This window comes from Candidatus Pelagibacter sp., assembly GCF_965262185.1.
Lineage (GTDB): Bacteria > Pseudomonadota > Alphaproteobacteria > Pelagibacterales > Pelagibacteraceae > Pelagibacter.
In genome coordinates this window covers 654,456-677,000 of the sequence record NZ_OZ253498.1, presented here as the reverse complement: position 1 = coordinate 677,000, position 22,545 = coordinate 654,456, and the positions used below count along the sequence as shown (strand labels likewise).

General features: G+C 28.6%; 27 protein-coding genes and 1 riboswitch. Of the genes, 13 read left to right on the top strand and 14 right to left on the bottom strand.

All coding sequences use genetic code 11. The features are described 5' to 3' along the window. Window positions 1–4: 4 nt before the first annotated feature. The 3 genes from ACQY31_RS03780 to ubiA are packed head-to-tail and all read right to left on the bottom strand — an operon-like array spanning window position 5 to window position 3,859. A complete protein-coding gene (locus tag ACQY31_RS03780; RefSeq protein ID WP_428081004.1) occupies window positions 5–1,243 on the bottom strand; it encodes a 3-deoxy-D-manno-octulosonic acid transferase in 1,239 nt (412 codons plus the stop codon). Continuing rightward, window positions 1,243–2,985 (bottom strand): ABC transporter ATP-binding protein, encoded by a 1,743-nt coding sequence (locus ACQY31_RS03775; RefSeq protein ID WP_428081002.1) that lies wholly within the window; start codon window positions 2,983–2,985, stop codon window positions 1,243–1,245. Before ACQY31_RS03775 ends, ACQY31_RS03780 begins: the two co-directional genes overlap by 1 nt. A gap of 7 nt (window positions 2,986–2,992) precedes the next feature. After that, entirely contained in the window at window positions 2,993–3,859 is an 867-nt protein-coding gene (gene ubiA / locus ACQY31_RS03770; RefSeq protein ID WP_428081000.1) for a 4-hydroxybenzoate octaprenyltransferase, read from the bottom strand. Window positions 3,860–3,962: 103 nt separating this feature from the next. Between ubiA and ACQY31_RS03765 the strand changes: the two genes are divergently transcribed. Continuing rightward, complete coding sequence (locus ACQY31_RS03765; RefSeq protein ID WP_428080998.1) at window positions 3,963–4,313, top strand: DUF2721 domain-containing protein; 351 nt, start codon at window positions 3,963–3,965, stop codon at window positions 4,311–4,313. On the opposite strand, the gene ACQY31_RS03760 is transcribed toward ACQY31_RS03765, so the two are convergent. From ACQY31_RS03760 to ACQY31_RS03745, 4 genes are read right to left on the bottom strand one after another with little or no spacing between them, the layout of a single operon-like run. Beyond that, window positions 4,310–5,281, bottom strand: coding sequence for a quinone oxidoreductase family protein (locus tag ACQY31_RS03760; RefSeq protein WP_428080996.1), 972 nt, complete (start codon window positions 5,279–5,281; stop codon window positions 4,310–4,312). The two genes, ACQY31_RS03765 and ACQY31_RS03760, sit on opposite strands and share 4 nt — an antisense overlap. A gap of 3 nt (window positions 5,282–5,284) precedes the next feature. After that, on the bottom strand, window positions 5,285–6,121 hold the full coding sequence (locus tag ACQY31_RS03755; protein WP_428080994.1) for a pirin family protein: 837 nt from the start codon (window positions 6,119–6,121) through the stop codon (window positions 5,285–5,287). Beyond that, window positions 6,122–6,499, bottom strand: coding sequence for a DoxX family protein (locus ACQY31_RS03750; protein WP_428080992.1), 378 nt, complete (start codon window positions 6,497–6,499; stop codon window positions 6,122–6,124). A gap of 3 nt (window positions 6,500–6,502) precedes the next feature. Next, complete coding sequence (locus tag ACQY31_RS03745) at window positions 6,503–6,739, bottom strand: CDGSH iron-sulfur domain-containing protein (RefSeq protein ID WP_262589802.1); 237 nt, start codon at window positions 6,737–6,739, stop codon at window positions 6,503–6,505. A 125-nt stretch (window positions 6,740–6,864) separates the two neighbouring features. Between ACQY31_RS03745 and ACQY31_RS03740 the strand changes: the two genes are divergently transcribed. Further along, on the top strand, window positions 6,865–7,224 hold the full coding sequence (locus ACQY31_RS03740) for a winged helix-turn-helix transcriptional regulator (RefSeq protein ID WP_428080990.1): 360 nt from the start codon (window positions 6,865–6,867) through the stop codon (window positions 7,222–7,224). A 144-nt stretch (window positions 7,225–7,368) separates the two neighbouring features. Further along, a riboswitch (SAM riboswitch) is annotated at window positions 7,369–7,434 on the top strand. 67 nt (window positions 7,435–7,501) lie between these two features. Beyond that, window positions 7,502–8,560 (top strand): homocysteine S-methyltransferase family protein, encoded by a 1,059-nt coding sequence (locus tag ACQY31_RS03735; RefSeq protein ID WP_428080988.1) that lies wholly within the window; start codon window positions 7,502–7,504, stop codon window positions 8,558–8,560. A gap of 2 nt (window positions 8,561–8,562) precedes the next feature. On the opposite strand, the gene ACQY31_RS03730 is transcribed toward ACQY31_RS03735, so the two are convergent. Then, entirely contained in the window at window positions 8,563–9,234 is a 672-nt protein-coding gene (locus ACQY31_RS03730; RefSeq protein ID WP_428080986.1) for a haloacid dehalogenase type II, read from the bottom strand. A 16-nt stretch (window positions 9,235–9,250) separates the two neighbouring features. Here ACQY31_RS03730 and ACQY31_RS03725 point away from each other — a divergent pair, with 16 nt between their 5' ends. The 10 genes from ACQY31_RS03725 to ACQY31_RS03680 all read left to right on the top strand — a co-directional run bounded on the left by ACQY31_RS03725 (window position 9,251) and on the right by ACQY31_RS03680 (window position 17,387). Then, window positions 9,251–9,952 (top strand): RsmE family RNA methyltransferase, encoded by a 702-nt coding sequence (locus ACQY31_RS03725; protein WP_428080984.1) that lies wholly within the window; start codon window positions 9,251–9,253, stop codon window positions 9,950–9,952. Window positions 9,953–10,013: 61 nt separating this feature from the next. After that, on the top strand, window positions 10,014–10,829 hold the full coding sequence (gene coxB, locus ACQY31_RS03720) for a cytochrome c oxidase subunit II (RefSeq protein ID WP_428080982.1): 816 nt from the start codon (window positions 10,014–10,016) through the stop codon (window positions 10,827–10,829). A gap of 1 nt (window position 10,830) precedes the next feature. Continuing rightward, window positions 10,831–12,465, top strand: coding sequence for a cytochrome c oxidase subunit I (ctaD, locus tag ACQY31_RS03715; protein ID WP_428080980.1), 1,635 nt, complete (start codon window positions 10,831–10,833; stop codon window positions 12,463–12,465). Window positions 12,466–12,495: 30 nt separating this feature from the next. Next, complete coding sequence (gene cyoE, locus ACQY31_RS03710) at window positions 12,496–13,407, top strand: heme o synthase (protein WP_428080978.1); 912 nt, start codon at window positions 12,496–12,498, stop codon at window positions 13,405–13,407. Continuing rightward, a complete protein-coding gene (locus ACQY31_RS03705) occupies window positions 13,404–13,529 on the top strand; it encodes a serine protease (protein ID WP_075506421.1) in 126 nt (41 codons plus the stop codon). Before cyoE ends, ACQY31_RS03705 begins: the two co-directional genes overlap by 4 nt. After that, the gene (locus ACQY31_RS03700; protein ID WP_256998103.1) at window positions 13,526–14,059 is read left to right on the top strand and encodes a cytochrome c oxidase assembly protein; all 534 of its coding nucleotides are present in this window, start codon (window positions 13,526–13,528) and stop codon (window positions 14,057–14,059) included. The genes ACQY31_RS03705 and ACQY31_RS03700 overlap by 4 nt, the downstream gene beginning before the upstream one ends. Window positions 14,060–14,069: 10 nt before the next feature. Continuing rightward, on the top strand, window positions 14,070–14,858 hold the full coding sequence (locus ACQY31_RS03695) for a cytochrome c oxidase subunit 3 (RefSeq protein WP_075506420.1): 789 nt from the start codon (window positions 14,070–14,072) through the stop codon (window positions 14,856–14,858). A gap of 10 nt (window positions 14,859–14,868) precedes the next feature. Continuing rightward, window positions 14,869–15,522 carry an SURF1 family protein gene (locus ACQY31_RS03690; protein ID WP_428080975.1) on the top strand — a complete coding sequence of 218 codons (654 nt, stop codon included), beginning with the start codon at window positions 14,869–14,871 and terminating at the stop codon, window positions 15,520–15,522. Then, window positions 15,523–16,905, top strand: coding sequence for a threonine synthase (gene thrC, locus ACQY31_RS03685; protein ID WP_428080973.1), 1,383 nt, complete (start codon window positions 15,523–15,525; stop codon window positions 16,903–16,905). After that, the gene (locus ACQY31_RS03680; protein ID WP_428080971.1) at window positions 16,902–17,387 is read left to right on the top strand and encodes a peroxiredoxin; all 486 of its coding nucleotides are present in this window, start codon (window positions 16,902–16,904) and stop codon (window positions 17,385–17,387) included. Before thrC ends, ACQY31_RS03680 begins: the two co-directional genes overlap by 4 nt. Here the strand turns inward: ACQY31_RS03680 and rnhA are convergent. Genes rnhA through ACQY31_RS03650 form a run of 6 tightly spaced genes read right to left on the bottom strand, consistent with a single transcriptional unit; the run spans window position 17,379 to window position 22,545 of the window. After that, entirely contained in the window at window positions 17,379–17,804 is a 426-nt protein-coding gene (gene rnhA / locus ACQY31_RS03675; protein WP_428080970.1) for a ribonuclease HI, read from the bottom strand. The two genes, ACQY31_RS03680 and rnhA, sit on opposite strands and share 9 nt — an antisense overlap. Beyond that, window positions 17,804–18,769 carry a homoserine kinase gene (locus ACQY31_RS03670; RefSeq protein WP_428080968.1) on the bottom strand — a complete coding sequence of 322 codons (966 nt, stop codon included), beginning with the start codon at window positions 18,767–18,769 and terminating at the stop codon, window positions 17,804–17,806. The genes rnhA and ACQY31_RS03670 overlap by 1 nt, the downstream gene beginning before the upstream one ends. Next, on the bottom strand, window positions 18,770–19,714 hold the full coding sequence (gene ispH / locus ACQY31_RS03665; RefSeq protein ID WP_428080966.1) for a 4-hydroxy-3-methylbut-2-enyl diphosphate reductase: 945 nt from the start codon (window positions 19,712–19,714) through the stop codon (window positions 18,770–18,772). Continuing rightward, window positions 19,695–20,642 carry a Brp/Blh family beta-carotene 15,15'-dioxygenase gene (locus ACQY31_RS03660; protein WP_428080964.1) on the bottom strand — a complete coding sequence of 316 codons (948 nt, stop codon included), beginning with the start codon at window positions 20,640–20,642 and terminating at the stop codon, window positions 19,695–19,697. The genes ispH and ACQY31_RS03660 overlap by 20 nt, the downstream gene beginning before the upstream one ends. Next, window positions 20,643–21,707 carry a lycopene cyclase family protein gene (locus ACQY31_RS03655; RefSeq protein ID WP_428080962.1) on the bottom strand — a complete coding sequence of 355 codons (1,065 nt, stop codon included), beginning with the start codon at window positions 21,705–21,707 and terminating at the stop codon, window positions 20,643–20,645. Further along, window positions 21,694–22,545 (bottom strand): phytoene/squalene synthase family protein, encoded by an 852-nt coding sequence (locus ACQY31_RS03650; RefSeq protein ID WP_428080960.1) that lies wholly within the window; start codon window positions 22,543–22,545, stop codon window positions 21,694–21,696. Before ACQY31_RS03650 ends, ACQY31_RS03655 begins: the two co-directional genes overlap by 14 nt.

Below are 22,545 nucleotides of genomic sequence, written 5' to 3'. Positions count from 1 at the left end.
AAAATCATTGAATATATTTTTCAATAATACGTAAGTTGTTATCTAAAATTTTATTTCCATTATCAAAAATTTTTTTTCTTTTACTGAATGGCAGTTTTTTATTAATTTTTAATAAAACTATATCTCTCATTTTTAAAATCTTTGAGGTTGTATATGATATTTTATTTATTTTTAAATAGTCGTATATTTCCGTAAAATTACCAATATTAGGTCCATTAATAATGTAATTACCTAATCTAACGGCCTCTAATGGATTTTGCCCTCCATGTCTTACTATTGATCCTCCTAAGAAGGCAACATTAGAAAGATTATAAAAATTCTTAGTTTCACCAAAAGTATCTACTAAATAAATATCTGTTTTTTTGGGTATTTTTTGAATTGTTGAGTGCTTCACAACACTAAGTTTAAATTTATCTAAAGCATTAATTATATTTTCTGATCGATCAATGTGTCGTGGAATAATAACTGTAAGTAAATTAGGTAAATATTTTTTTAATTCGATGTGCAATTTAGATATTAATATTTCTTCAGTATCATGAGTGCTACCAGCACATAAAACTTTAAATTTTTTAAACTTTCTAAATAATTCTAAATTTTTTCTACTGAGGAGGCTTTTTTCACCATAGTATTTTATATTACCTGCAGGAAAAATCTTTTTAATACCAAGAATCTTAAGATATTTTTTTGTTTCTGTGTTTTGGGGAAGAGCAATTGAGATTTTACCAAATATTTCTTTTGCAAAATTTTTTACAAATAACCATTTTCTAAAACTAGACTTTGTAAACCTTGCGTTTAATAAAATTATTGGAATTTGATTTCTCTTCAAATTTTTAATCATATTTGGCCAAATCTCTGAATCTACAAATATTGCTATTTGAGGTTTCCAAAAATTGATAAATTTTTTTGTTAAAAAGTTAGTATCTAATGGAAAATATTTGTGAATTGTTTTTTTAAATTTTTGTCTTTTAAAAATTTTTGCTGAGCTGATTGTAGATGAGGTTATAATTATTTTTTTTATTTTTTTATTTTTTTCTAGTCTGTTTACAATTGGAATTATACTCATTAATTCACCAACACTGACTGCATGAAACCATATTGTTTTTTGAAAATTTTTTTTTGAATAAATACAATATTTTTCTTTAAATCTGTTAATGTCTTCTTTTTCTTGAAAAATTCTAAAAACAATAATTAGCGGTGATAGTAAAAATAAAATATTTGTTAATATACTGTATATAAAAAACATTAATTCTGTTTTATTTGTCTTTCATACAAATTTTTATAAACACCTGAACTAGTCAAAAGATCCTTATGATTGCCAGAGTCTATTATTTTACCTTGATCAACAACATATATCTTATCAGAGTTGTGAATGGTTGATAATCTGTGAGCTATTACGATAGTAGTTTTATTCAATATAAGTTTATTAAGCGCAGATTGAATTTTTTCCTCTGTTTCGGAGTCTAGAGATGATGTTGCTTCATCAAGTAAAATTATTTTACTTTTTTTCAAAAATGCTCTAGCTATAGATAACCTCTGTTTTTCTCCTCCTGATAATTTTACTCCATTTTCTCCAATTCTGGTTTCATATTTATTATCTAAACTTTCAATGAAATCTTTACACATAGCATTTTCTGCTGCTTCATAAATTTCTTCCAAACTAGCATCTGGATTAGCATACTTGATGTTATTCAAAACAGTGTCATCAAAAAGAGTTACATTTTGATCAACAATTGAAATTTCTTTTCTTAAAGAATTTAAGTTTATTTTTGAAATATCTTGTTCATCTATCTCTATATTGCCTTCATTTGGAGAATAAATTCTAGGTATCATATTTAGCAAAGTTGATTTTCCCGATCCACTGTGACCAACTAAAGCCGTCATTTTGCCTCCTGAAAATTCAGCAGATATATTCTTCAAAACTTTATTTTCGAAATTCGATTTGTAAGAAAAATTAATATTATTAAATGAAATATTGCCACTCTTAAAATTTAAGTTTTTGCTGTTATTATTAGAATTAATTTCAACTTTCATGTCTATTATTGGCAAAATTCTTTTTGCTGCTGATAACCCTTGACCAATTGCAACATTTACTTTTGTGAGAGTTTTAACTGGCTGATAAGCTAACATCATTGCAGCTAAAAATGAAAAAAAATTATTAATCCCCAACTCTTCATTTATTATAAGTTTTCCAGAGTAAAAAATTAATATTGCAATCATTATTCCAGTTAGAACCTCCATCACAGGAGTAGATCTAATATACACTGCAGCAATTTTTGCTGATTTTTCTTTAAGATTATTTACAAATACTTCAGATCTAGATTTTTCAAAATCTTCTCTTTGAAAAATTTTTATTATTTTATGATTTTTAAATAAATCAATTAAATATCTATTTAAATTTCCTGATTTTTCTTGTGCTTGAGTTGAAACTTTACTCATTCTTTTGCCAAGAACTTTTGCTGTTAAGGATGCCAAAGGTATCATAATCATTGCTATTAATGACAATTTCCAATTTTGATAAAACATTACTACCAACAAGCCTAATAATGTAAGGCCATCTTTAAATAAACTTAGGAATGCTTCTGATAACATTCTTGTTATTTGCTGAACATCAAAATTTAAATTTGAAATATAATTTCCTGAATGTTTATTTTCTATAGTTTCTGTATCTGCTTTGATGAAGGAGTTAAGCATATCAATTTGGATAATTTTTTTTACCTCTTCACCAACATTTATCATAATCAGTTTTGCAAAATAAAGTGATATACCTTTAGTTGTAAAAGCCAAAATAATTGCAAATGGAATTAATATTATTAAGGTTTGATCTTTATTTATAAATATTTTTTCTATAGCAGGATCTAATAACCAAGCTGTTGCCGAAGTACTAATCGCAACTAACACTGACAAGAAAGCAGCTAAAATTATTTTTATTATAAATCTGCTTGTGTATTGATTATAAAGCCTTTTAAAAATATCTGAATTATTCATTTATATATTAAATTATTTTTCCAATAAAAATATTTATTAGCACAATCAATCCTAACAAATTATTACTTTTAAACTTTTTTAGACAATCACTTGTATCCAGGATATTTAATTTTTTAATTTGAAATATAAAAAGTTGTGCTGCTGGTATAATTAAAAAAATAAAATAAAATAATTTAAAATTCATATTTATTCCGACAAAAATTAACGAAATGATAAACACCAAATAACAAAGTAATAAAAACTTTTTTGGATCATTTTTAAATTTTATTGAAGTTGATTTTACTCCTATTATTTCGTCATCTTTAATATCTTGAAATCCATAGATTGTGTCGTAACCGAGTGTCCAAAATATGGCTCCAAAATAAAAGGCAAGAGCAACCAAAGAAACTTCATTTGAAATTGATATCCAGGCTAAAACTAAGCCATAATTAAAAGTAATTCCTAAAAATAATTGAGGCCAGTAAGTAATTCTTTTCATTAATGGATAAGTAAATGCTAATGGCATTGATAGGAGAGCCATGTAAATAGTAAATTTGTTAAAATTAATTAAGACTAAAAATGCTAATACACATAATACAATTGAATAAATTAAAGCAAGTTTAACAGAAACTTTACCTGAAGCTATGGGTCTATTTTTTGTACGTTCAACTTTTTTATCAAAATTTTTATCAACAATATCATTAACGATACAACCTGCTGAACGCATTAAAATTGAACCAGCTAAAAAAAGTAATCCAAAAAAAATATAATTGTTCAAAGAAGAATTAAAATCATAAACCAAAGTTAGTCCCCAAATGCATGGCCAAAATAATAACATAAAACCAATTGGTTTTTTTAGTCTGGTTAATTCAATAAATAATTTTAGTTGGTTCATAATTTACTTGTAAATAACAAAGGCTAGTTTCATAATCAATTTGATTCGTATGAATATAGATTACACAGTCACAGCATTAATGTTTCCCGCAATACCTTTACTCATGAGTGTTTATAGCAATAGATTTCATTCTCTGAGTATTTTAATTCGTCAGCTTCATGACGAGCATGTTTATGAAAAACATATTCCACCAGAATGGAAAAAGCAGTTTATTAATTTAAGTGGCAGGATAACTCTACTTAGGTGGACAATATTATTTGCTTCATTTGGATTCCTATTTAATATGCTTACTGTTTTTGCACTTTACTTAGACGAGGTTTTTGCAGCTAGAGTAATTTTCGGTTCATGTTGTTTATCCATGATTATATCAATTATTTTTTTTATAAGAGAAATTCAAATTTCAACAAATGCCCTTAAACTCCATATGTCTGATATGGATGTAGATGTAAACTAGGGAAGTATAACTGCTGGACCAGTAAGAACTCTAGACTCTAAATCTTTATGTGCTTGTGCAATATCTTTTAGAGGATATTTTTTTGAGATTTTTACTTTTACTTTTCCACTTGAAGCCATTTCGAATACTTTATTGGCAGCCTCATCTAACTCTTCTCTTGTAGTTGTGTACTGCATAATACTAGGTCTAGTTAAATAAAGTCCCTTTGGTTGAATTGATTTTGCAACATTAACTGGATCTAAAGGACCCGATGCATTTCCAAAAGAAACTAACATTCCTCTTAATTTTAAACATTCAATTGAACCATCAAAAGTATTTTTTCCAACACCGTCATAAACGACTGATAATCCTTTACCATCTGTGATCTCTTTTACTTTCTCAGCAAAATTATCTTTATTGTAATTGATTACATAGTCGTAACCATTTTGTTTTGCGTTTTCTATTTTTTCATCTGAACCAACAGTACCAATAACATTGCATCCTAGACTTTTAGCCCATTGTCCAAAAATTTGACCAACACCGCCAGCTGCTGCATGGAATAAAATATCTTCTCCAGATTTTACGGTATAGGTTTTGTGTAAAAGATAAAAAGTAGTTATTCCTTTTGTCATTAAAGTTGCTGCAGTTTCTAAATCAACACTGTCAGGAACTTTTACCAGGTTTTTAGTTGGATAGTTTCTATGAGTTGAGTAAGCACCAAGAGGAGCTGCACAGTATGCAACTTTATCTCCAACTTTAAAATCTTTTACATCTGAGCCAACTTTAGTTATTTCTCCAGCTCCCTCTAAACCAATTGGGGAGGGAAGAGTTAACGGGTAAAGTCCTGATCGGTGATAAGTATCAATATAATTCAAACCAATAGCGTGGTTTTTAATAGTTACTTCATCAGCTCTTGGTTCTTCAAGTTTAAGTTCTTTGTATTCTAAAACTTCTGGCCCACCTACTTTTGATATTATTACTGAATTCATAATTTATTTTACAAATGTACCATTATGATAATCTTGTACAGCTTGCAAGATTTCTGCTTTAGTGTTCATTACAAAAGGCCCACCTCTTGCAATTTCCTCATTTATTGGCTTTCCAGATATCACAAGAAATTTAGCATCTGTTTTTGCTTTTACTTTAAGCTCTTCACCTTTTGTTAGTAATATTAAAGTACTATCCTTAACATTATCATGTTTTTCACTACCAATTTCGATTTCACCATCAATTAGGTAAATAAATGTATTATGAGTTGATGGGATGTTAAAGTTAAACTCTTTATCTTTTTTTAATTCTATATCAAAGTAAACTGGCTCTACATTATGACCTTTTACAGGTCCTTCAGCATTTTTAAATTTACCAGCAATAACTTTTACTTGTTTCTCATCATCTTTGTGAACACTCATTTTATCTGCATCAATGTAAATGTATTCAGGCTTACTCATTTTTAGTTTAGCAGGCATGTTAATCCATAGTTGAAAGCCATGAAGTCTTCCTTCTTTCATAGCTGGCATTTCTGAATGAATAATTCCACTTCCTGTTTTCATCCACTGAACATCACCTGCAGTCATTCTTCCTTCCCCACCAGTGCTATCTTTGTGTTCAAAATCTCCTGCCAACATATAAGTAACAGTTTCAATTCCTCTATGTGGGTGGGGTGGAAAGCCTGCAATATAATCTTCACTATTTTCAGATCCGAATTCGTCTAGCATTAAGAAAGGATCAAAGTAATTTGGCTCAACACCAATACTTCTTTTTAACTTTACTCCTGCACCATCCGATGCTGGAATAGGATCTATAATTTTACTTACTTCAATTTTTGACATTTATTTTGCTAATTTCCTTTCTAAACTAAACTCTTTTGTCTCATTTATCAGCAAAAATAAAAATCCACCAGCTAATGCTATATTTTTCATAAATGATACAAATTGCATTTGATTACTAAAATCTGTGTGAAAAATAATTGCAGTTGCTATGCAAAATAAACTTAAGAGAGCAGCAGAAATCTTTACTTTATATCCAATCATTATTAATATTGGAGCACCTATCTCAAGAATTATTGCTGGAATTAAAAAAATACCCGGCATTCCCAAAGATTCCATCCAACCAATGGTTCCTTCATAATTTCCAATTTTATTAATTCCACTTAACAAAAACACTAAAGAGATAAATATTCTCCCAACCAAATCTAAAATATTAGTCATGATCTATTTGTTGTGTGAACCATCACAAAATGGCTGATTGTTAGTTTGTTTACAATGACAGAAATAAATAGTTTTATTTTCTTCGGCTACAAATTTAACTGGTTTAAATTCTGTTCCTCTATGTGACATATCACAAAAAGGTTGGCTCTTACTTTGTCCACAAGAACACCATAAATAATTTTTTCCTTTTTCAACATCAATAGAAATAGGTTGATCTCCTGCTTTTATTCCTTTGCTCATAAATCTCCTTTGTTAATTTTTAATCTAAATAATGATCTGGTTAAATTCTGCAAGAACGCAATATTTTCATACTAGTATGTATAATCATACCTTGAAAAATATAATTAGATGTTTAGATGAGTATAATGAAAAACAATATTGAATGCCCAGCGGAAAGAGCAATTTATTTTCTTGGTGGAAAATGGAAAATCAGAATTTTATTTTACTTATTTAACAATAAAATAGTAAGATTTAATAAACTTAAAAAAGAGTTAAAAACAATCACACAACAAATGTTATCAAAACAACTGAAGGAATTAGAGATTGATGGAATCATAAATAGAGAAGTTCATCAAGTAGTACCCCCAAAAGTTGAGTATTCTCTAACAGAATTTGGGCTTTCAGTTATTCCAATTTTAAAGTCTTTTTCTGATTGGAATAAAAAAAATACCAAAACAATATCGTTAAAACTCAACAAAAACTTTGAAGAAAGTAGAATTAGATAAGTCAAATTCTTTTGACTTTTTATCAATTGTATGGTGATATTGGTCAAGCGCTGATTTAAGTTAAATTGCGGGCGCTTTACAAATCCAGCTAAAGCGACGTCTCAACCACCGCTTCTGCTGGTGGTTTTTTTTTGAGCTCCTCAAAATTGAACCGGGTATTTGAACCGTATTGTGCACCCAGCATTTTGCTAAAGCACTAAAAAGGAGAAGAGAGTTTTTATTCTAACCCTCTTAGTTGGTTTAAGCTCTTTTCTCCAATTAATTTTGGAGAAAAAAAATGTCAAATAAATTAAATGAAAGATTAGATAAAGGACCAGTAATTTGTGCTGAGGGTTTTTTATTTGAAATAGAAAGAAGAGGTTATATGGCTTCAGGAGAATTTGTACCAATGGTCTCTCTAGATCATCCTGAAGTTTTAGAAAATTTACATAGAGAATTTCAACATGCAGGATCTGATATTGTAGAAGCATTTACCTATAATGGTCATAGAGAAAAAATGAGAGTAATTGGTAAAGAAGAATTACTTGAACCTTTAAATAGATCAGCTCTTAAAATAGCAAAAAAAGTTGCCTTAGATACACCAGAGGGATCACAGCCAAATTTAATGGCCGGAAATATATCTAACTCCAATATTTGGAAAGAAGATGACAAGCAAGCTCAAAAAGAAGTTGAAGCTATGTTCACAGAAATGATTGGTTGGGCAGTTGATGAAGGTGCCGACATGTTAATTGGTGAAACTTTTTATTATGCTGAAGAGGCATTCAAAGCCCTTGAGGTAATGAAAAAAGCTAACTTACCAACTGTGTTAACTATTTCCCCAATGGGTGAAAATATTATGAGAGATGGAAAATCTGTTGTTGATACATGTAAAGAGTTAGAACAAAGAGGAGCCGATGTAGTAGGATTGAATTGTTTTAGAGGACCGGCAACAATGATGCCTTTTCTAAAGGAGATTAGAAAAGCTGTGAAATGTCATGTTGGAGCATTACCAATCCCATATAGAACTAATGAAAAATATCCAACTTTTTTTAATTTACCAGATAGAGACGATTGTTCTTGTCCATCACCACATGGAAGAACTTTTCCAACAGCACTAGATCCTCATTATTGTAATAGATATGAAATTGGTCAATTTGCAAAATGGGCAAATATTTTAGGTGTACATTATCTTGGTGTCTGTTGTGGTGCTAATCCAATGTTAATTAGAGAAGTATGTGAGTCTGTTGGATTAAAAGTACCAGCAAGTAAGTATAGAGAAAACATGGAAAATCATTTCATGTATGGAAAAAATAAAAGAATTCCAAAACATATGACTGACTATGGAGATAAAGCTTAGTATTATTTAGTATCTATTTTGGGTAGCAAATCAATTAAGTTTTTGATTTCTAATTTTGGTTGGAAATCAAGTTTATCAAAAATATTGTTGGTTCTGTTTACCCAAATAGAATTGTATCCATAGTTTCCTCCACCAGATACATCCCAAGTATTTGCACTTAAAAAAACAACTTCATTTTTTTCAATTTTATATTTTTTTATTGGCATATCATAAACTTTAGAATCAGGCTTAAATACACCAACTTCTTCAATTGAAAAAATATCGTCAAATACATTATTTAAATTATTACTACGTACTAATTCATTTAATAGAGAAGGTGTGCCATTGGAAAGTATTGCTAGTTTAAAATTTTTTTCTTTTAAAGATTTTAATACTTTTGGAACTTCTTCAAAAGGAGAGAGAATTTTATAGAGGTCTAATAATTCATCTCTCATTGAATTATCTATTTTAAATACACTCATTGATTTATCCAAACTGTCTTCAGTGATTTGCCAAAAATCTTTGTGTCTTTTCATTAGGCTTCTAAGCCATGTGTATTCTAATTGTGTGGTTCTCCAATAATTTGCAAAAGTTTCCCACTTATCACCAATTTTGTCTTTACATTTTTCTGCTGCTGAATTTACATCGAATAAAGTACCGTATGCGTCAAAAATTATTGCTTTAATATTTTTCATAAACTAATTTAATAATATGAGTAACATTAGATTATATTTTTCTAAAAGTTTATCTAATAATTTAACTGATACACTTGATAAATCTCAATCGCATTACGTAAACAAAGTAATGAGAGTTAAAGAAAATGAAATTTTTTCTTTATTTAACAGCAGTGGTGAATGGGAGGCAAAAATTTTAAATATCTCAAAAGGTGTTGTTAAATTTAATATTACAAAACAATTGAGACAAAAAGAAAATCCTAAAGAATTATGGTTGGCATTTTCTCCAATTAAATCAAATTACTTTAACTTCATGATTCAAAAAGCAACTGAGTTAGGTGTTACAAAGTTTATTCCAATAATATTTGATAGAACGATTGTTCGTAAAATTAATAAAGAACGATTAGAGAAAGTAATTATTGAAGCATCAGAACAATCAAATAGAATTAATGTTCCAGATATTGAGGACTCAAAATCATTAGATAGTTTTTTAAGTAGCAATGAAGTTGATTTAATTTTTACTGATCTAAATTCTGAAAATACTAAAATAGATTTAAAGAAGGTTACAGATAAACCGACATGTGTAATTATAGGTCCAGAAGGAGATTTTTCTGAAGAGGAAAGGGCCAAGATTCTAAAATTTAGCGGAGTTCAACCATTGAAAATTAATGAGAATATATTGAGATCTGAAACAGCTGTAATTTCAGCTATATCGATCATAAAATACGCCATAAATTGATATTTTGTCGCGAAAACTAAAGTGTAATTTTTTTGAAAACGTTCTATATAGGGTTAAAAAAATGAAAAAAATTTTAATAACAATTCTTTCAATTTTAACTCCTGCAGTTGCATTTGCTAACCAGCCAAAAGATTGGCAATTAGGTTTTCAAAAAGCGGCATCAGAGTCTATGAGAGATATTGTTAATTTTCATGACAAATTGCTACTACCAATCATAATTGCGATAAGCGTTTTCGTTTTATTTTTGATGGTCTATGCATGTATCAGATTTAGAGCATCAGCAAATCCAGTTCCTTCTAAAAGAACTCACAATGTTGCTGTAGAAGTTTTATGGACTTTAATTCCATGTTTGATTTTAATCGTGATGGCAGTTCCATCATTTAAAATTTTATATAAACAAGACTCAATACCAAAAGCAGATGTAACAGTTAAGGCGATTGGTTATCAATGGTACTGGGGATACGAGTATCCAGACGAAAATATTATTTTCGACTCTTATATGATTGAAGATAAAGATTTAAAAGAAAATCAGCCAAGATTATTAGCTGTAGATAATGAATTAGTTGTTCCAGTGAACAAAGTAGTTAAAGTTTTAATTACTGCAAATGATGTTTTACATGCTTGGGCTTTACCATCTTTTGGAGTTAAAAGAGATGCAGTTCCTGGAAGAATAAATGAAACATGGTTTAAGGCAGAAGAAGTTGGAACTTATTACGGACAGTGCTCGGAGCTTTGTGGAATTAAACATGCTTTTATGCCAATTACAGTAAGAGTAGTTTCTGAAGAAGAATATCAAGAATGGCTTACTGGTGCTAAAATAAAATTTGCAAAAGAAATTAATGAAGAAGATCAATTTAAAAAACTAGCGAGTAAATAATATGTATACACAAACTGCATCACACGACGATCATCATACACCAACTGGTTGGAAACGTTGGGCGTATTCAACTAATCACAAAGATATCGGTACAATGTACCTTATATTTGCAATTGTTGCAGGTGTGATCGGAACTGCATTCTCAGTTTTAATGAGAATGGAATTGATGCATCCAGGTGATGGAATTTTAGGTGGAAACTATCATTTATACAATGTCTTAGTAACAGGTCATGGTTTAATCATGATCTTCTTTATGGTGATGCCAGCAATGATTGGTGGTTTTGGAAATTGGTTTGTACCAATTATGATTGGTGCGCCGGATATGGCATTCCCAAGAATGAATAACATTTCATTTTGGTTGTTACCAACTTCATTCATTTTATTAATCATGTCTATATTTATGGATGGCCCTCCAGGTCAAACTGGTGTTGGTGGTGGATGGACAATCTATCCTCCTTTATCATCTACAGCGGGACAGCCTGGTCCAGCAATGGACTTTGCAATTTTGAGTTTACACTTAGCAGGAGCGTCTTCAATTTTAGGAGCGGTAAACTTTATAACTACAATTTTAAATATGAGAACTCCAGGTATGACATTGCATAAAATGCCTTTATTTGCTTGGTCAATTTTAGTTACAGCGTTCTTATTACTTTTATCACTTCCAGTGTTAGCAGGTGCAATCACGATGTTATTAACTGATAGAAATTTTGGAACTGCATTCTTTGATGCTCAAACAGGTGGAGATCCAGTATTGTTTCAACACTTATTCTGGTTCTTTGGTCATCCTGAAGTTTACATTTTAATTTTACCAGGTTTTGGAATGATAAGTCATATTGTTTCAACATTCTCTAAAAAACCAGTATTCGGATATTTAGGAATGGCATATGCAATGGTAGCGATTGGAATAGTTGGGTTCGTTGTATGGGCTCACCACATGTATACAGTTGGTTTAAGCACGGATACTAAAGCTTATTTCTTAGCAGCGACGATGATCATTGCCGTTCCGACGGGAATTAAAATATTTTCTTGGATAGCAACTATGTGGGGTGGCTCAATATCATTTAAGACACCTATGGTTTGGGCTTTAGGATTTATATTTTTATTTACAGTCGGTGGAGTTACAGGTGTTGTTCTTGCAAATGCAGGTGTAGATACAGCAATGCATGATACTTACTATGTAGTAGCTCACTTTCACTATGTATTATCTTTAGGTGCGGTGTTCGCAATCTTTGCAGGCTTTTATTACTGGTTTGGAAAAATGAGTGGTTATGAATATTCAGAATGGTTAGGTCAATTACACTTCTGGTTAACATTTATTGGTGTAAATTTAATTTTCTTCCCTCAACACTTCTTAGGTTTAGCGGGGATGCCTAGAAGATATGCAGATTATCCAGATGCATTTGCTGGTTGGAATTATATATCTTCAATTGGATCATATATTTCTGTAATTGGTTTAGGAGTATTTTTCGCAAATCTAATTTATGCATTTTATAAGAAAAAAGCTGCTGCTCAAAACCCTTGGGGTGAGGGGGCAACAACTTTAGAGTGGACAGTACCGTCTCCTCCAAATTTTCATACTTTTGATGAATTACCGAAGTTTGAAGATGAAGAGAGTGCAGAAAAATCTACTACTTAAAAAGTATTTAGATTTTTTGTCTAAAATTAAATGATTAAGTCTAAGTTAAAAAATAGAAATTTAAGTCAGGAAGACGTTTTCAATTTCTCTGAGTTATTTAAACTTATGAAGCCAAGAGTAATGTCTCTTGTAATTTTTACTTGTGCAGTTGGATTGTTAATGGCGCCAAATATTATTCCAACAAAAGATGCCATTATTGGTATAATTTTAGTTTCTATTGGAGCTGGTGCCGCTGGAGCTTTAAACATGTGGTACGAGTCTGATTTAGATGCATTAATGACAAGGACTTGTTTAAGACCTATACCAACTGGGAAGGTTAATAAAAACCAAGCTTTGATTTTTGGTATCACTTTATCAATATTTTCTGTTGTTGCTTTAGATTATTTTGCAAATACAGTTTCAGCAGCTTTATTGTTATTTACAATTTTGTTTTATGTGTTGATTTATACTGTTTGGCTTAAAAGAAAAACGCCTCAAAATATAGTAATTGGAGGTGCTGCAGGAGCATTACCCCCTGTAATTGGTTGGACTATAGCTACTAATTCACTTTCACTTGAGCCATTAACTTTCTTTCTAATTATATTTTTTTGGACACCATCACATTTCTGGGCACTAAGTTTATATAAATCTGATGATTATAAAAAAGCAAATATTCCAATGCTTCCATTGACTAATGGTGTTGAAAGCACAAAATTAAATATATTTGTTTATTCGTTAATAATGTTGCCAGTTATTGTTTTCCCATATGCAATTAATTTTGTTGGTCTAGTATTTTTAATTCCATCATTAATTTTGACAATTTATTATAATTACTTATGTTTTGAACTTTACAAATTTAAGAAGAACAAGTTTGATGCAAAAAAAGCAAAAACAATTTTTGGATACTCGATATTATATTTGTTTTTAGTTTTTGTATTTTTCTTAATAGATAAAATTTTATGATAACACCCGATAAAAAAACAAAGAAAAAAAATATTATTACTGCTTTAGCAATTTTAGCTTTTATGGTTTTTTTGTTTGTTTTTACATTATATAACGTTGGCGTATTTGATAGGCAGATATGATTAAGAGCAAAACATTAACTCCATTACTTCTAGCAGGTATTTTTTGTTTAATGTTAGGTTTATCTTTTGCGGCAGTGCCCTTATATGATCTTTTTTGTCGTGTAACTGGCTTTGGAGGAACAACCCAAGTATCTAAAGAAGCTCCGAAAATAGTTTTAGATAAAGTTGTAAGTGTAAGATTTGATACGAATGTAAATAATCTTACTTGGGATTTTAAGGCTAAATCAAATGTCATTGATGTTAAGGTTGGTCAGGTAAATAGAATTGAGTTTGAGGTTGAGAACTATGGAGACGAAACAACTTATGGAGTTGCTAGTTTCAATGTCTCGCCTGCAAGTTTTGGTAAATATTATAGTAAATTAGGCTGTTTTTGCTTCGAAAAACAGGAACTTAAGGCAGGTGAGAAGGCAACTTATATTATGACTTTTTATTTGGACCCAGAACTGGTAAATGATCCAACAGTTAAAAACTTACAGGATGTAACTATGTCGTATACTTTTTTCTCGACAGATTATTATAAACAATCATAATTAAAAAAATATGTCAGCTGAAAAAAAACATGATTATCACTTAGTAGACCCAAGTCCTTGGCCTATATTTACATCTTTTGCATGCTTGGTACTAGCTATTGGAGCAATTTTTTATATGCACAATGATGTATCTTGGGGAATGTATTTAGGATTAGCTCTTGTAATTTATGCAGCTTATATGTGGTTCAGAGATGTTGTGATTGAAGCTGAACATCAAGGTCACCATACTCCAGTTGTTCAAATCCATCATAGATATGGAATGACGTTATTTATTGCTTCTGAAGTTATGTTTTTCGTTGCATGGTTTTGGGCATATTTTGATATAAGTTTGTTCCCAAATGAGTTTGTTGGAAATGTTTGGCCTCCACAAGACATAGAAACTTTTGATCCATGGGACATTCCATTAATCAATACACTAGTTTTATTATTATCTGGTACTACAGTAACTTGGGCTCACCACTCTTTATTAGAAGACGATAGAAAAGGATTTATTCAAGGATTAACAGCAACTGTTGCGCTAGGCTTCTTTTTTACTTTATTACAGGCTTACGAATATCATCATGCTACATTTGATTATTCAGGACATATTTATGGTGCAGTATTTTATATGGCAACAGGTTTTCACGGTTTCCACGTAATTGTTGGAACAATCTTTCTAGCTGTTTGTTTATGGAGAGGAAGATTAGGTCACTTTACTAAAGAACACCACTTTGGTTTTGAAGCAGCTGCTTGGTACTGGCACTTTGTTGATGTTGTTTGGTTATTCTTATTTGCAGCAATTTACGTCTGGGGAAGTTAATACTTAATCCTTGAAGAACAAGCTTCTATTTTCAGTTTTTGTTTATTTTATAATTTTAGTTTTGTTGTCATTAGGCTTTTGGCAATTGTATAGATTGAGTTGGAAATTAGATCTAATCAATCAAATTGAAAATTCTTTAAAGATTGATCCTGTTGAACTTCAAAATGTAGAAAAAAAAAATTATTTAAGAATAAAAACATCAGGACAAATTGATTTTGAAAAACAAATTTATCTCTATAATCTTAACGAAACTGGTAAACCTGGATTTGAAGTTATTAACCCAATTAAAATAGGAAATGAAGATTATTTAATTAATAGAGGCTGGATATCTTTTGACCAAAAAAACAAACCAGAGATTAACGTTGTTGATCAAAAAAATATTATTGGTACTTTAATGCTTCAATCAAAATCAAGCTCATTCAAACCTAAGAATGAAGTAGATAAAAATTATTGGTTTACATTAGATAGAGAAGATATTTTAAAATTTACAGGAAAAAACTTTTCAAAATATATTATTTACTTAAATGGTAATTATGAAAACCCAAGACCAAGAGTAATCACTGCTAAAATTTCAAACAATCACAAAAAGTACGCAATCACTTGGTTTTCGATGGCGATTTCAATCCTTTTAATATATCTATATTTTAGAAAAAAAAATTATTAAATGAGATACGTCAGCACTAGAGATACTACTAAAACTTACGAATTTAAGGATGTTTTTATCAAAGGTCTCGCAGATGACGGGGGATTGTTCGTTCCCAGCTCACTTCCAAACTATAGTGAGGAAGAAATTCAAGAACTAAAATCTCTTAATTATTCAGATTTAGCAAAAAAAATCATATTTCCTTTTATAGGAAATTTTATGGATAAAAATGAATTGTCTAAAATAATTGATAAATCTTATTCTGTTTTTAGGAGAGAAAATGTAATTGATTTCATAAAATTAGGAGATCGATCAGTCTTAGAGTTATTTCATGGCCCAACACTAGCTTTTAAGGATGTTGCCATGCAACTTCTTGGAAATTTTTATGAATTTTATTTAAGTAAGCAAAAAGAAAAAATTAATATTGTAGTTGCCACATCTGGAGATACAGGGGCGGCAGCTATAGATGCAATAAAAGGAAAAGAAAATTTAAATATTTTTGTACTACATCCTGATAATCGAGTTTCTTCTGTTCAGCGAAAAATCATGACCACCGGAAAACATGAAAATGTATTTAATATCGCTATTAAAGGAAATTTTGATGACTGCCAAAACTTAGTTAAATCAATGTTTTCTGACACAAAATTTTCACAAGATATTAATATGTCAGGTGTAAATTCAATTAACTGGGCAAGAATTATTGCTCAATGTGTTTATTATTTTTACAGCTATTATTTGATTGAAGATCACACTAAACCCACAAATTTTTCTGTTCCTACAGGGAATTTTGGAGATGTTTATGCTGGTTACTTAGCTAAAAAAATGGGTTTACCTATTAATAAATTAATTGTTGCAACAAATCAAAATGACATTCTCCATAGAGCTATTTCAAACGGTAATTACGAGGCTGAAACTGTTTCCGAAACTATTTCTCCTAGCATGGATATACAGATTGCAAGCAACTTTGAGAGACTTATTTTTGATTTGAATGATAAGAATTCAGAACAAACATCAAAAGATATGATGAAAATTAAAGAAGAAGGAAAATATTCAATTGATAAAGAAAAGTTAAATTTAATTAATCAAGATTTCTTATCAGCAAGAATGAGCGAGACTGAAACACTCGATATTATTAAGTCTGTTTATCAAGAATTTAATATTGTTTTAGACCCTCATACTGCAATTGGTTATGGAGCTTTTGATAAACACAATCTCAATGGTAATAATATTGTGCTAGCAACAGCACATCCATGTAAGTTTCCTGATGCAATTCAAAGTGCTATAAATATTAAAGCTGAGTTACCAAATGAACTTCAATTTATATTAAATGAGAAAGAAAATTATGATATTCTTGAAAATGATATTGAAAAAGTAAAAGAACATATTAAAGATAGATCCAAATGAAAATAAAAGAAAACGATAACCTTCCGAATTCAGAAATTTTTGTTCTTCAAGATGGAGAGCCTGTAAAAAAAAATATAGAAGATTTTTTTAAAGACAAAAAAGTTATAATATTTGGACTACCTGGTGCATATACCTCTGTATGTTCTGCTAAACATTTGCCAGGATATATTAAAATGCATGATCAATATAAAGAAAAAGGTATTGATCATATAATTTGTATTTCAGTAAATGATCCTTTTGTGATGAATGCTTGGGGTAAACAAAATGATGTAGGTGAAAAAATTGTTATGATGGGTGACCCATTTCTTAATTTCACAAAAGAAATAGGTGCGGATGTTGATAAAAGTGGCAGAGGTTTAGGAATTAGATCTAATAGATACACAATGTTTGTTGATAACATGAAGGTTATTAAACTTCAGGAAGAAGCAGATACAGGATCTTGTGAAATCTCAGCAGCAGAAAATTTCTTTAAACTAATCTAGACTTGCAGCTTTTTTAGCTAATAAATCAACTTCTTCATTTATTGGATTTCCAGCATGAGCTTTAACCCAGTTCCACTTAATCTTAGAATTACTATTCAAATCATACAATTGAACCCATAAATCTTTATTTTTAACATCTTCTTTATTAGATGTTTTCCAATTATTTTTAATCCAATTGTGGATCCAATCAGTAATTCCATTTTTAACATATTTAGAATCTGTGTAGATTTCTATCAAATCTTCAGAATTTACTTCTTTTAATGCATTGATTGTCGCCATTAATTCCATTCTATTATTTGTTGTATCTTTTTCACTTCCACTTATTTTTTTCACTTCATTATCAGTACATATTATTGCTGCCCATCCACCATTTCCTGGATTTTTTAAACATGAGCCATCAGTATAAATTTTAATCATTAAATCAAATAATCTTTAAAACTATTTAAATTGTTATGGGTAATAAGTTTTTGATAATATTCGTTTGGATCCTTAATTTTGATTAATGCTGTTTTTGGAGTATTTGTATAATCATATAGTCTAGTTAACAGATATCTAAGAGCAGCACCTCTACACAAGATATTTAAATTGTTTTTTTCATTTAATTTAATTTTCTTAACACTGTTGTATCCCTTGATTAATTTATTAACTTTCTTCTTATTAATTACAAATTTTTTATTTTTTTTATCAAAACATAAAGCATTAATACAGATTGCAATTTCATATATGTAGTAATCATTAGCAGCAAAGTAAAAATCAATAATTCCAGAAAGTTTATTTTTATTAAAAAAAATATTATCTATGAATAAATCACCATGTATAATTCCTGAGGGAAGTTTTTTTGGCCAATTTTTTTTAATATCGTTAAAATTATTATATAAAAATTTTTTTAAATTTGATCTTTTATTTGATTTAAATTTAATACTCTGGAGCAAAGGTTTTAAATATTTTACACCCATTGAATTCTTTCTTGTAAATTTTATCTTCTTAGTAACTAGATGCATTTTCGCTATTGCTTTTCCAATAGCATAACAGTCATTTTCGTTTACTTTCTTTTTATCTTTACCCTTTAAAAAAGTAACAATGCAGGCTGTTTTACTTTTTAGTTTAATTAAATAATTTTTGTGTTTAGTTTTAAGTGGTCTAGGGCAATTAATTTTTGAATCATTTAAATGATCCATTAATTTCATAAAAAAAGGAATCTGTTTTGGAAGAACTCTCTTTTCAAAAATTGTGAGAATAAATTTTTTATTTTTGGATTTTAAAATGTAATTTGTGTTTTCAATTCCCTTAGTAATTCCCTGAAAACTTAAAATTTTTTCAATATTAAACTTGTTGTTTATTATATCGATATCACTTTGATTTATTTTTGTATATACAGCCATTTAATTTAATTTATTAGGAACTTTAAAGACTACATTTTCTTTTACAATTTCTGCTTCCTCAACATTTATAGAAAATTTATTTTTTAATTCATTAATAAAATCTTCTACGAGAATTTCGGGTGCTGATGCTCCTGATGATATACCAATTGTATTTGAATTCTGTATTTGATCAAAAGGAATTTCACTTTCAGAGTGAAAAAGTTGTGAATTTTGGCAACCTGATTTTTTTGCTACTTCAACAAGTCTAACTGAATTCGAAGAGTTTCTACTACCTATTACAAAAAACATATCACACTTTTTTGCAATATTTTTTACTGCCATTTGTCTATTAGTTGTTGCATAACAAATATCCTCTTTTGCTGGCTCTTTAATGTTTGCATATCTATCTTTCAAAATTTTTATTATTTCTTTAGTGTCATCAACAGATAGTGTTGTTTGAGTTATATAAGCCAATTTTTCTTTATGATTGGTTTTATATTCAATTGCTTCAGATTCATTTTGAACCAAATCAATAGATCCTTTAGGTAATTGGCCCATAGTGCCTATTACTTCTGGGTGATTCTCATGCCCAATCAAAACAATATGATAACCGGCTTTATTTAAGTTTTCCGCTTCTCTGTGAACTTTAGAAACTAGTGGACAAGTAGCATCTACATAAGTCATTTTGTAATTTTCAGCATCTTCTGGTATTTTTTTTGGAACACCGTGCGCAGAAAAAATAACAGGTCTAGATTTGTCATTAATTTCCTCTAATTCTTCAACAAAGATAGCGCCTTTACTTTTTAAATTATCAACAACATGCTTGTTGTGAACGATTTCGTGTCTAACATAAACTGGCGATCCATATTTTTGAATAGATTTTTCTACAATCTCTATAGCTCTCTCAACGCCAGCACAAAAGCCCCTTGGAGCAGAAAGTAAAATTTTAATTTGTTTGTTTTTCATTTTTCTCTAATAAATATTCCAGCAATATATGTGGAAAGGTTAAAGACGCCAAACCAATAAAAATTAGTTTTAAGATTGTATCATCTGTATAATTAACGTCATCCAACAAAAATAATGCTATTATTGAAATAAAAATTGTTAAAAGAGTTAGTGGTAAAGCTTTTAAAATAAATAATTTTATCCCATTTTGGAGATTGTTTTCATCAAGGTCGATCGCTAGAGAAATTGAATGTCTCACAGAATGTAAGAAACAAAAATAAATTGTAAAAGCTGTTAAAGGAGCAAAGTAGTAATTTAAAATTATAATTGATAAATAATCAAAAAAAATTGTGAATTTTTTTAATTCAAATTTATAAATAAATAAAAATATACTTGATAATGAACTCAAAATAATTGATATCTCGATTATCTTTTTTTCTTCTAAAAATTCTAAGAATAAATAAAAATTTTCATTAACAACAAGTAATGATTTGAATATTTTTACAGTATCATCAAAATGAAAAAAAAGAGGGGCAAGAATTATAAGTGATCCTTTTAAAAGGTATAATAATTGAACTAAGTACGATTTTTTGTTTATTAAAAATTGTGTATCTTCTTTACCAAAATGAAATGCTGCAATTATAAGAAAAACTAACAATGTGGTTGCAGGTGAGAGTGACCAAATAATAATAACACAAACTGCTATAAAAATATAAATGATATAGAAAATATATATTCTCTCAAAATTAAATATTTTAAGAAGTTTTTTACCTTTAATATTATCTAATGCACCGTGTGAAACTCCAATAGTTAAAATTAAAAATAAGCATATTGATGATGAAATATCTAAATAATTAAATTTAAACATCACGACAGAAAATATATTAATTAACAAAAAAAATATAAATGAATGATTAAGGTTAATTTTTTTAATTAATTGATTAGTCATTTAAAATAATTCTTTTAAAAATTTCCATTTAGGCATTTTTAAAATTATTTCTAAATCTTCTAAAAAATTGCTTTTATTAGATAAGAAATTAATAGCAGTCTCAGGTGAACTATTGAACATTTTAAAGAAAATTTCCCCCATATCTGAAGAGTTATTTCTTAAAACTTTTAAAAAAATATTGTCCAACAAATCATACTTTTTTTTAATTTTATACAATTTAGCTTTAGAAATATTTTCAATGTTTTCTGCTATATATTTGCTGTGTTCCTGAATATTTAAAAAGGTATAACCAGTGCTTAATCTTGTCATATCACCGGCTGATCCAATAAATATTTCGTTTAATTTTTTAAGATTTTTACTTCTAAATAAAGGTATAGAGCCTTCTTCTTTAAAATTGATTTTATAATTCCTGATATTTAAATGGTTCTTTAAGTATTGATCTATTTGGTTATCATAATCTTTAATATTTTCATTACTTAAATTTGATATCCAGGTAGTTTCCACAAGTGCACTTTTTTTTGAAAAAGGTAAAGTGTAAAAAAAATGAACCTCATTTTTTTGATCGCACGCAAAATCCATTAAGTTAAATATTTGGTCATCAAAAAAATCTTTTTCAGTTTCTATTTCCACACCAAAAAAATGTTGCCACAAATTTTTTGGCTTATTTTCAAAATTTGGAACGCTGTTAAAAATTATTGAATTTGACAATTCAATATCATTAATATTTTCAAAAAATTTTATATTTTCATTTAATTTAAGTTTTGAAAGAATTTTTTCATAAAATTTGCCACTATCTATAGATTGATAAGGTGTTAGCTTACAATCAATAAACTTTGTATCATTAGGAATGTTTATAGAAAAATTATCCCAACTTTTTTTGACACAATCATCAAAATTATGTGGAAATACTTTCCAAAATGACCAAGTTTTATCTCTTTTATATTCATCCCTAGGCTCAATTATAGCCAAAGATTTATTTTTTAATTTATCAGAAGTTTCAAGTTCATAAGCCAAAGACAAACCTGCACAACCACCACCGATAATTATGTAATCAAAATCTTTCATTTAAATTTATCTCTTCATTAATTAATGAATGATCATGTTCAATGTTATTATCATTTTTATTTGAAAATGTTAAAATTATTAAATCAAAAATTGATAAAAAAGTTTCAATAATTTTTTCAATTTTTGTTACATAAATTTTTCCAGAATTTTTATAATTTTCTAAATTATTTTTATTAATTATTTTGTGTCCAATTTTTCTGTAGACTCGTCTTGCAACTAAAATAGAGAATCTGAAACTTAAAGGTATTTCTTTAATAGAGTAAAAAGAATTTTCATAAAATTTTTCAGATAAAGAAATGGTAGATTTAATATCGTTGAAATTTTCATTGATATAAATTCTTTTATTATTTTTATCTTCAATTACGTCTCTTGAAATATTGGTAAGCTGCATTGCTATTCCAAGATCAATAGCTGATTTTAAGGAATTTGTCTTATTAACTTTTAAAATTTTTGCCATCATTAAACCAACTGTACCTGCTACTCTATAAGAGTAAATTAATAATTCTTTTTTTGATTTTAATTCTACTTTTTCTTTTAAGTCTGAATTAATCCCATCAAATAAATCGTTAATTACTTTTGTTGAAATATTAAATTCATCTATAAGTGCCCAAATATTTTTAATAACAATATTTTGAAAGTTTTTATTTAAAAAATCTTTCTTAAAGTTTTCAAATTTAATTATTTTGTCTTCTAATTTTCCTGGATCATCTGCAATATTATCTGCTTCTCTACAAAAATCATAAAGCGCAGAACATTTCTCATAAGTTTTTTTTGGTAAAAAAAAACCAGCCCAGTTAAATGATTTTGCATATTTCGCTAAATAATTATTAGTTAACAT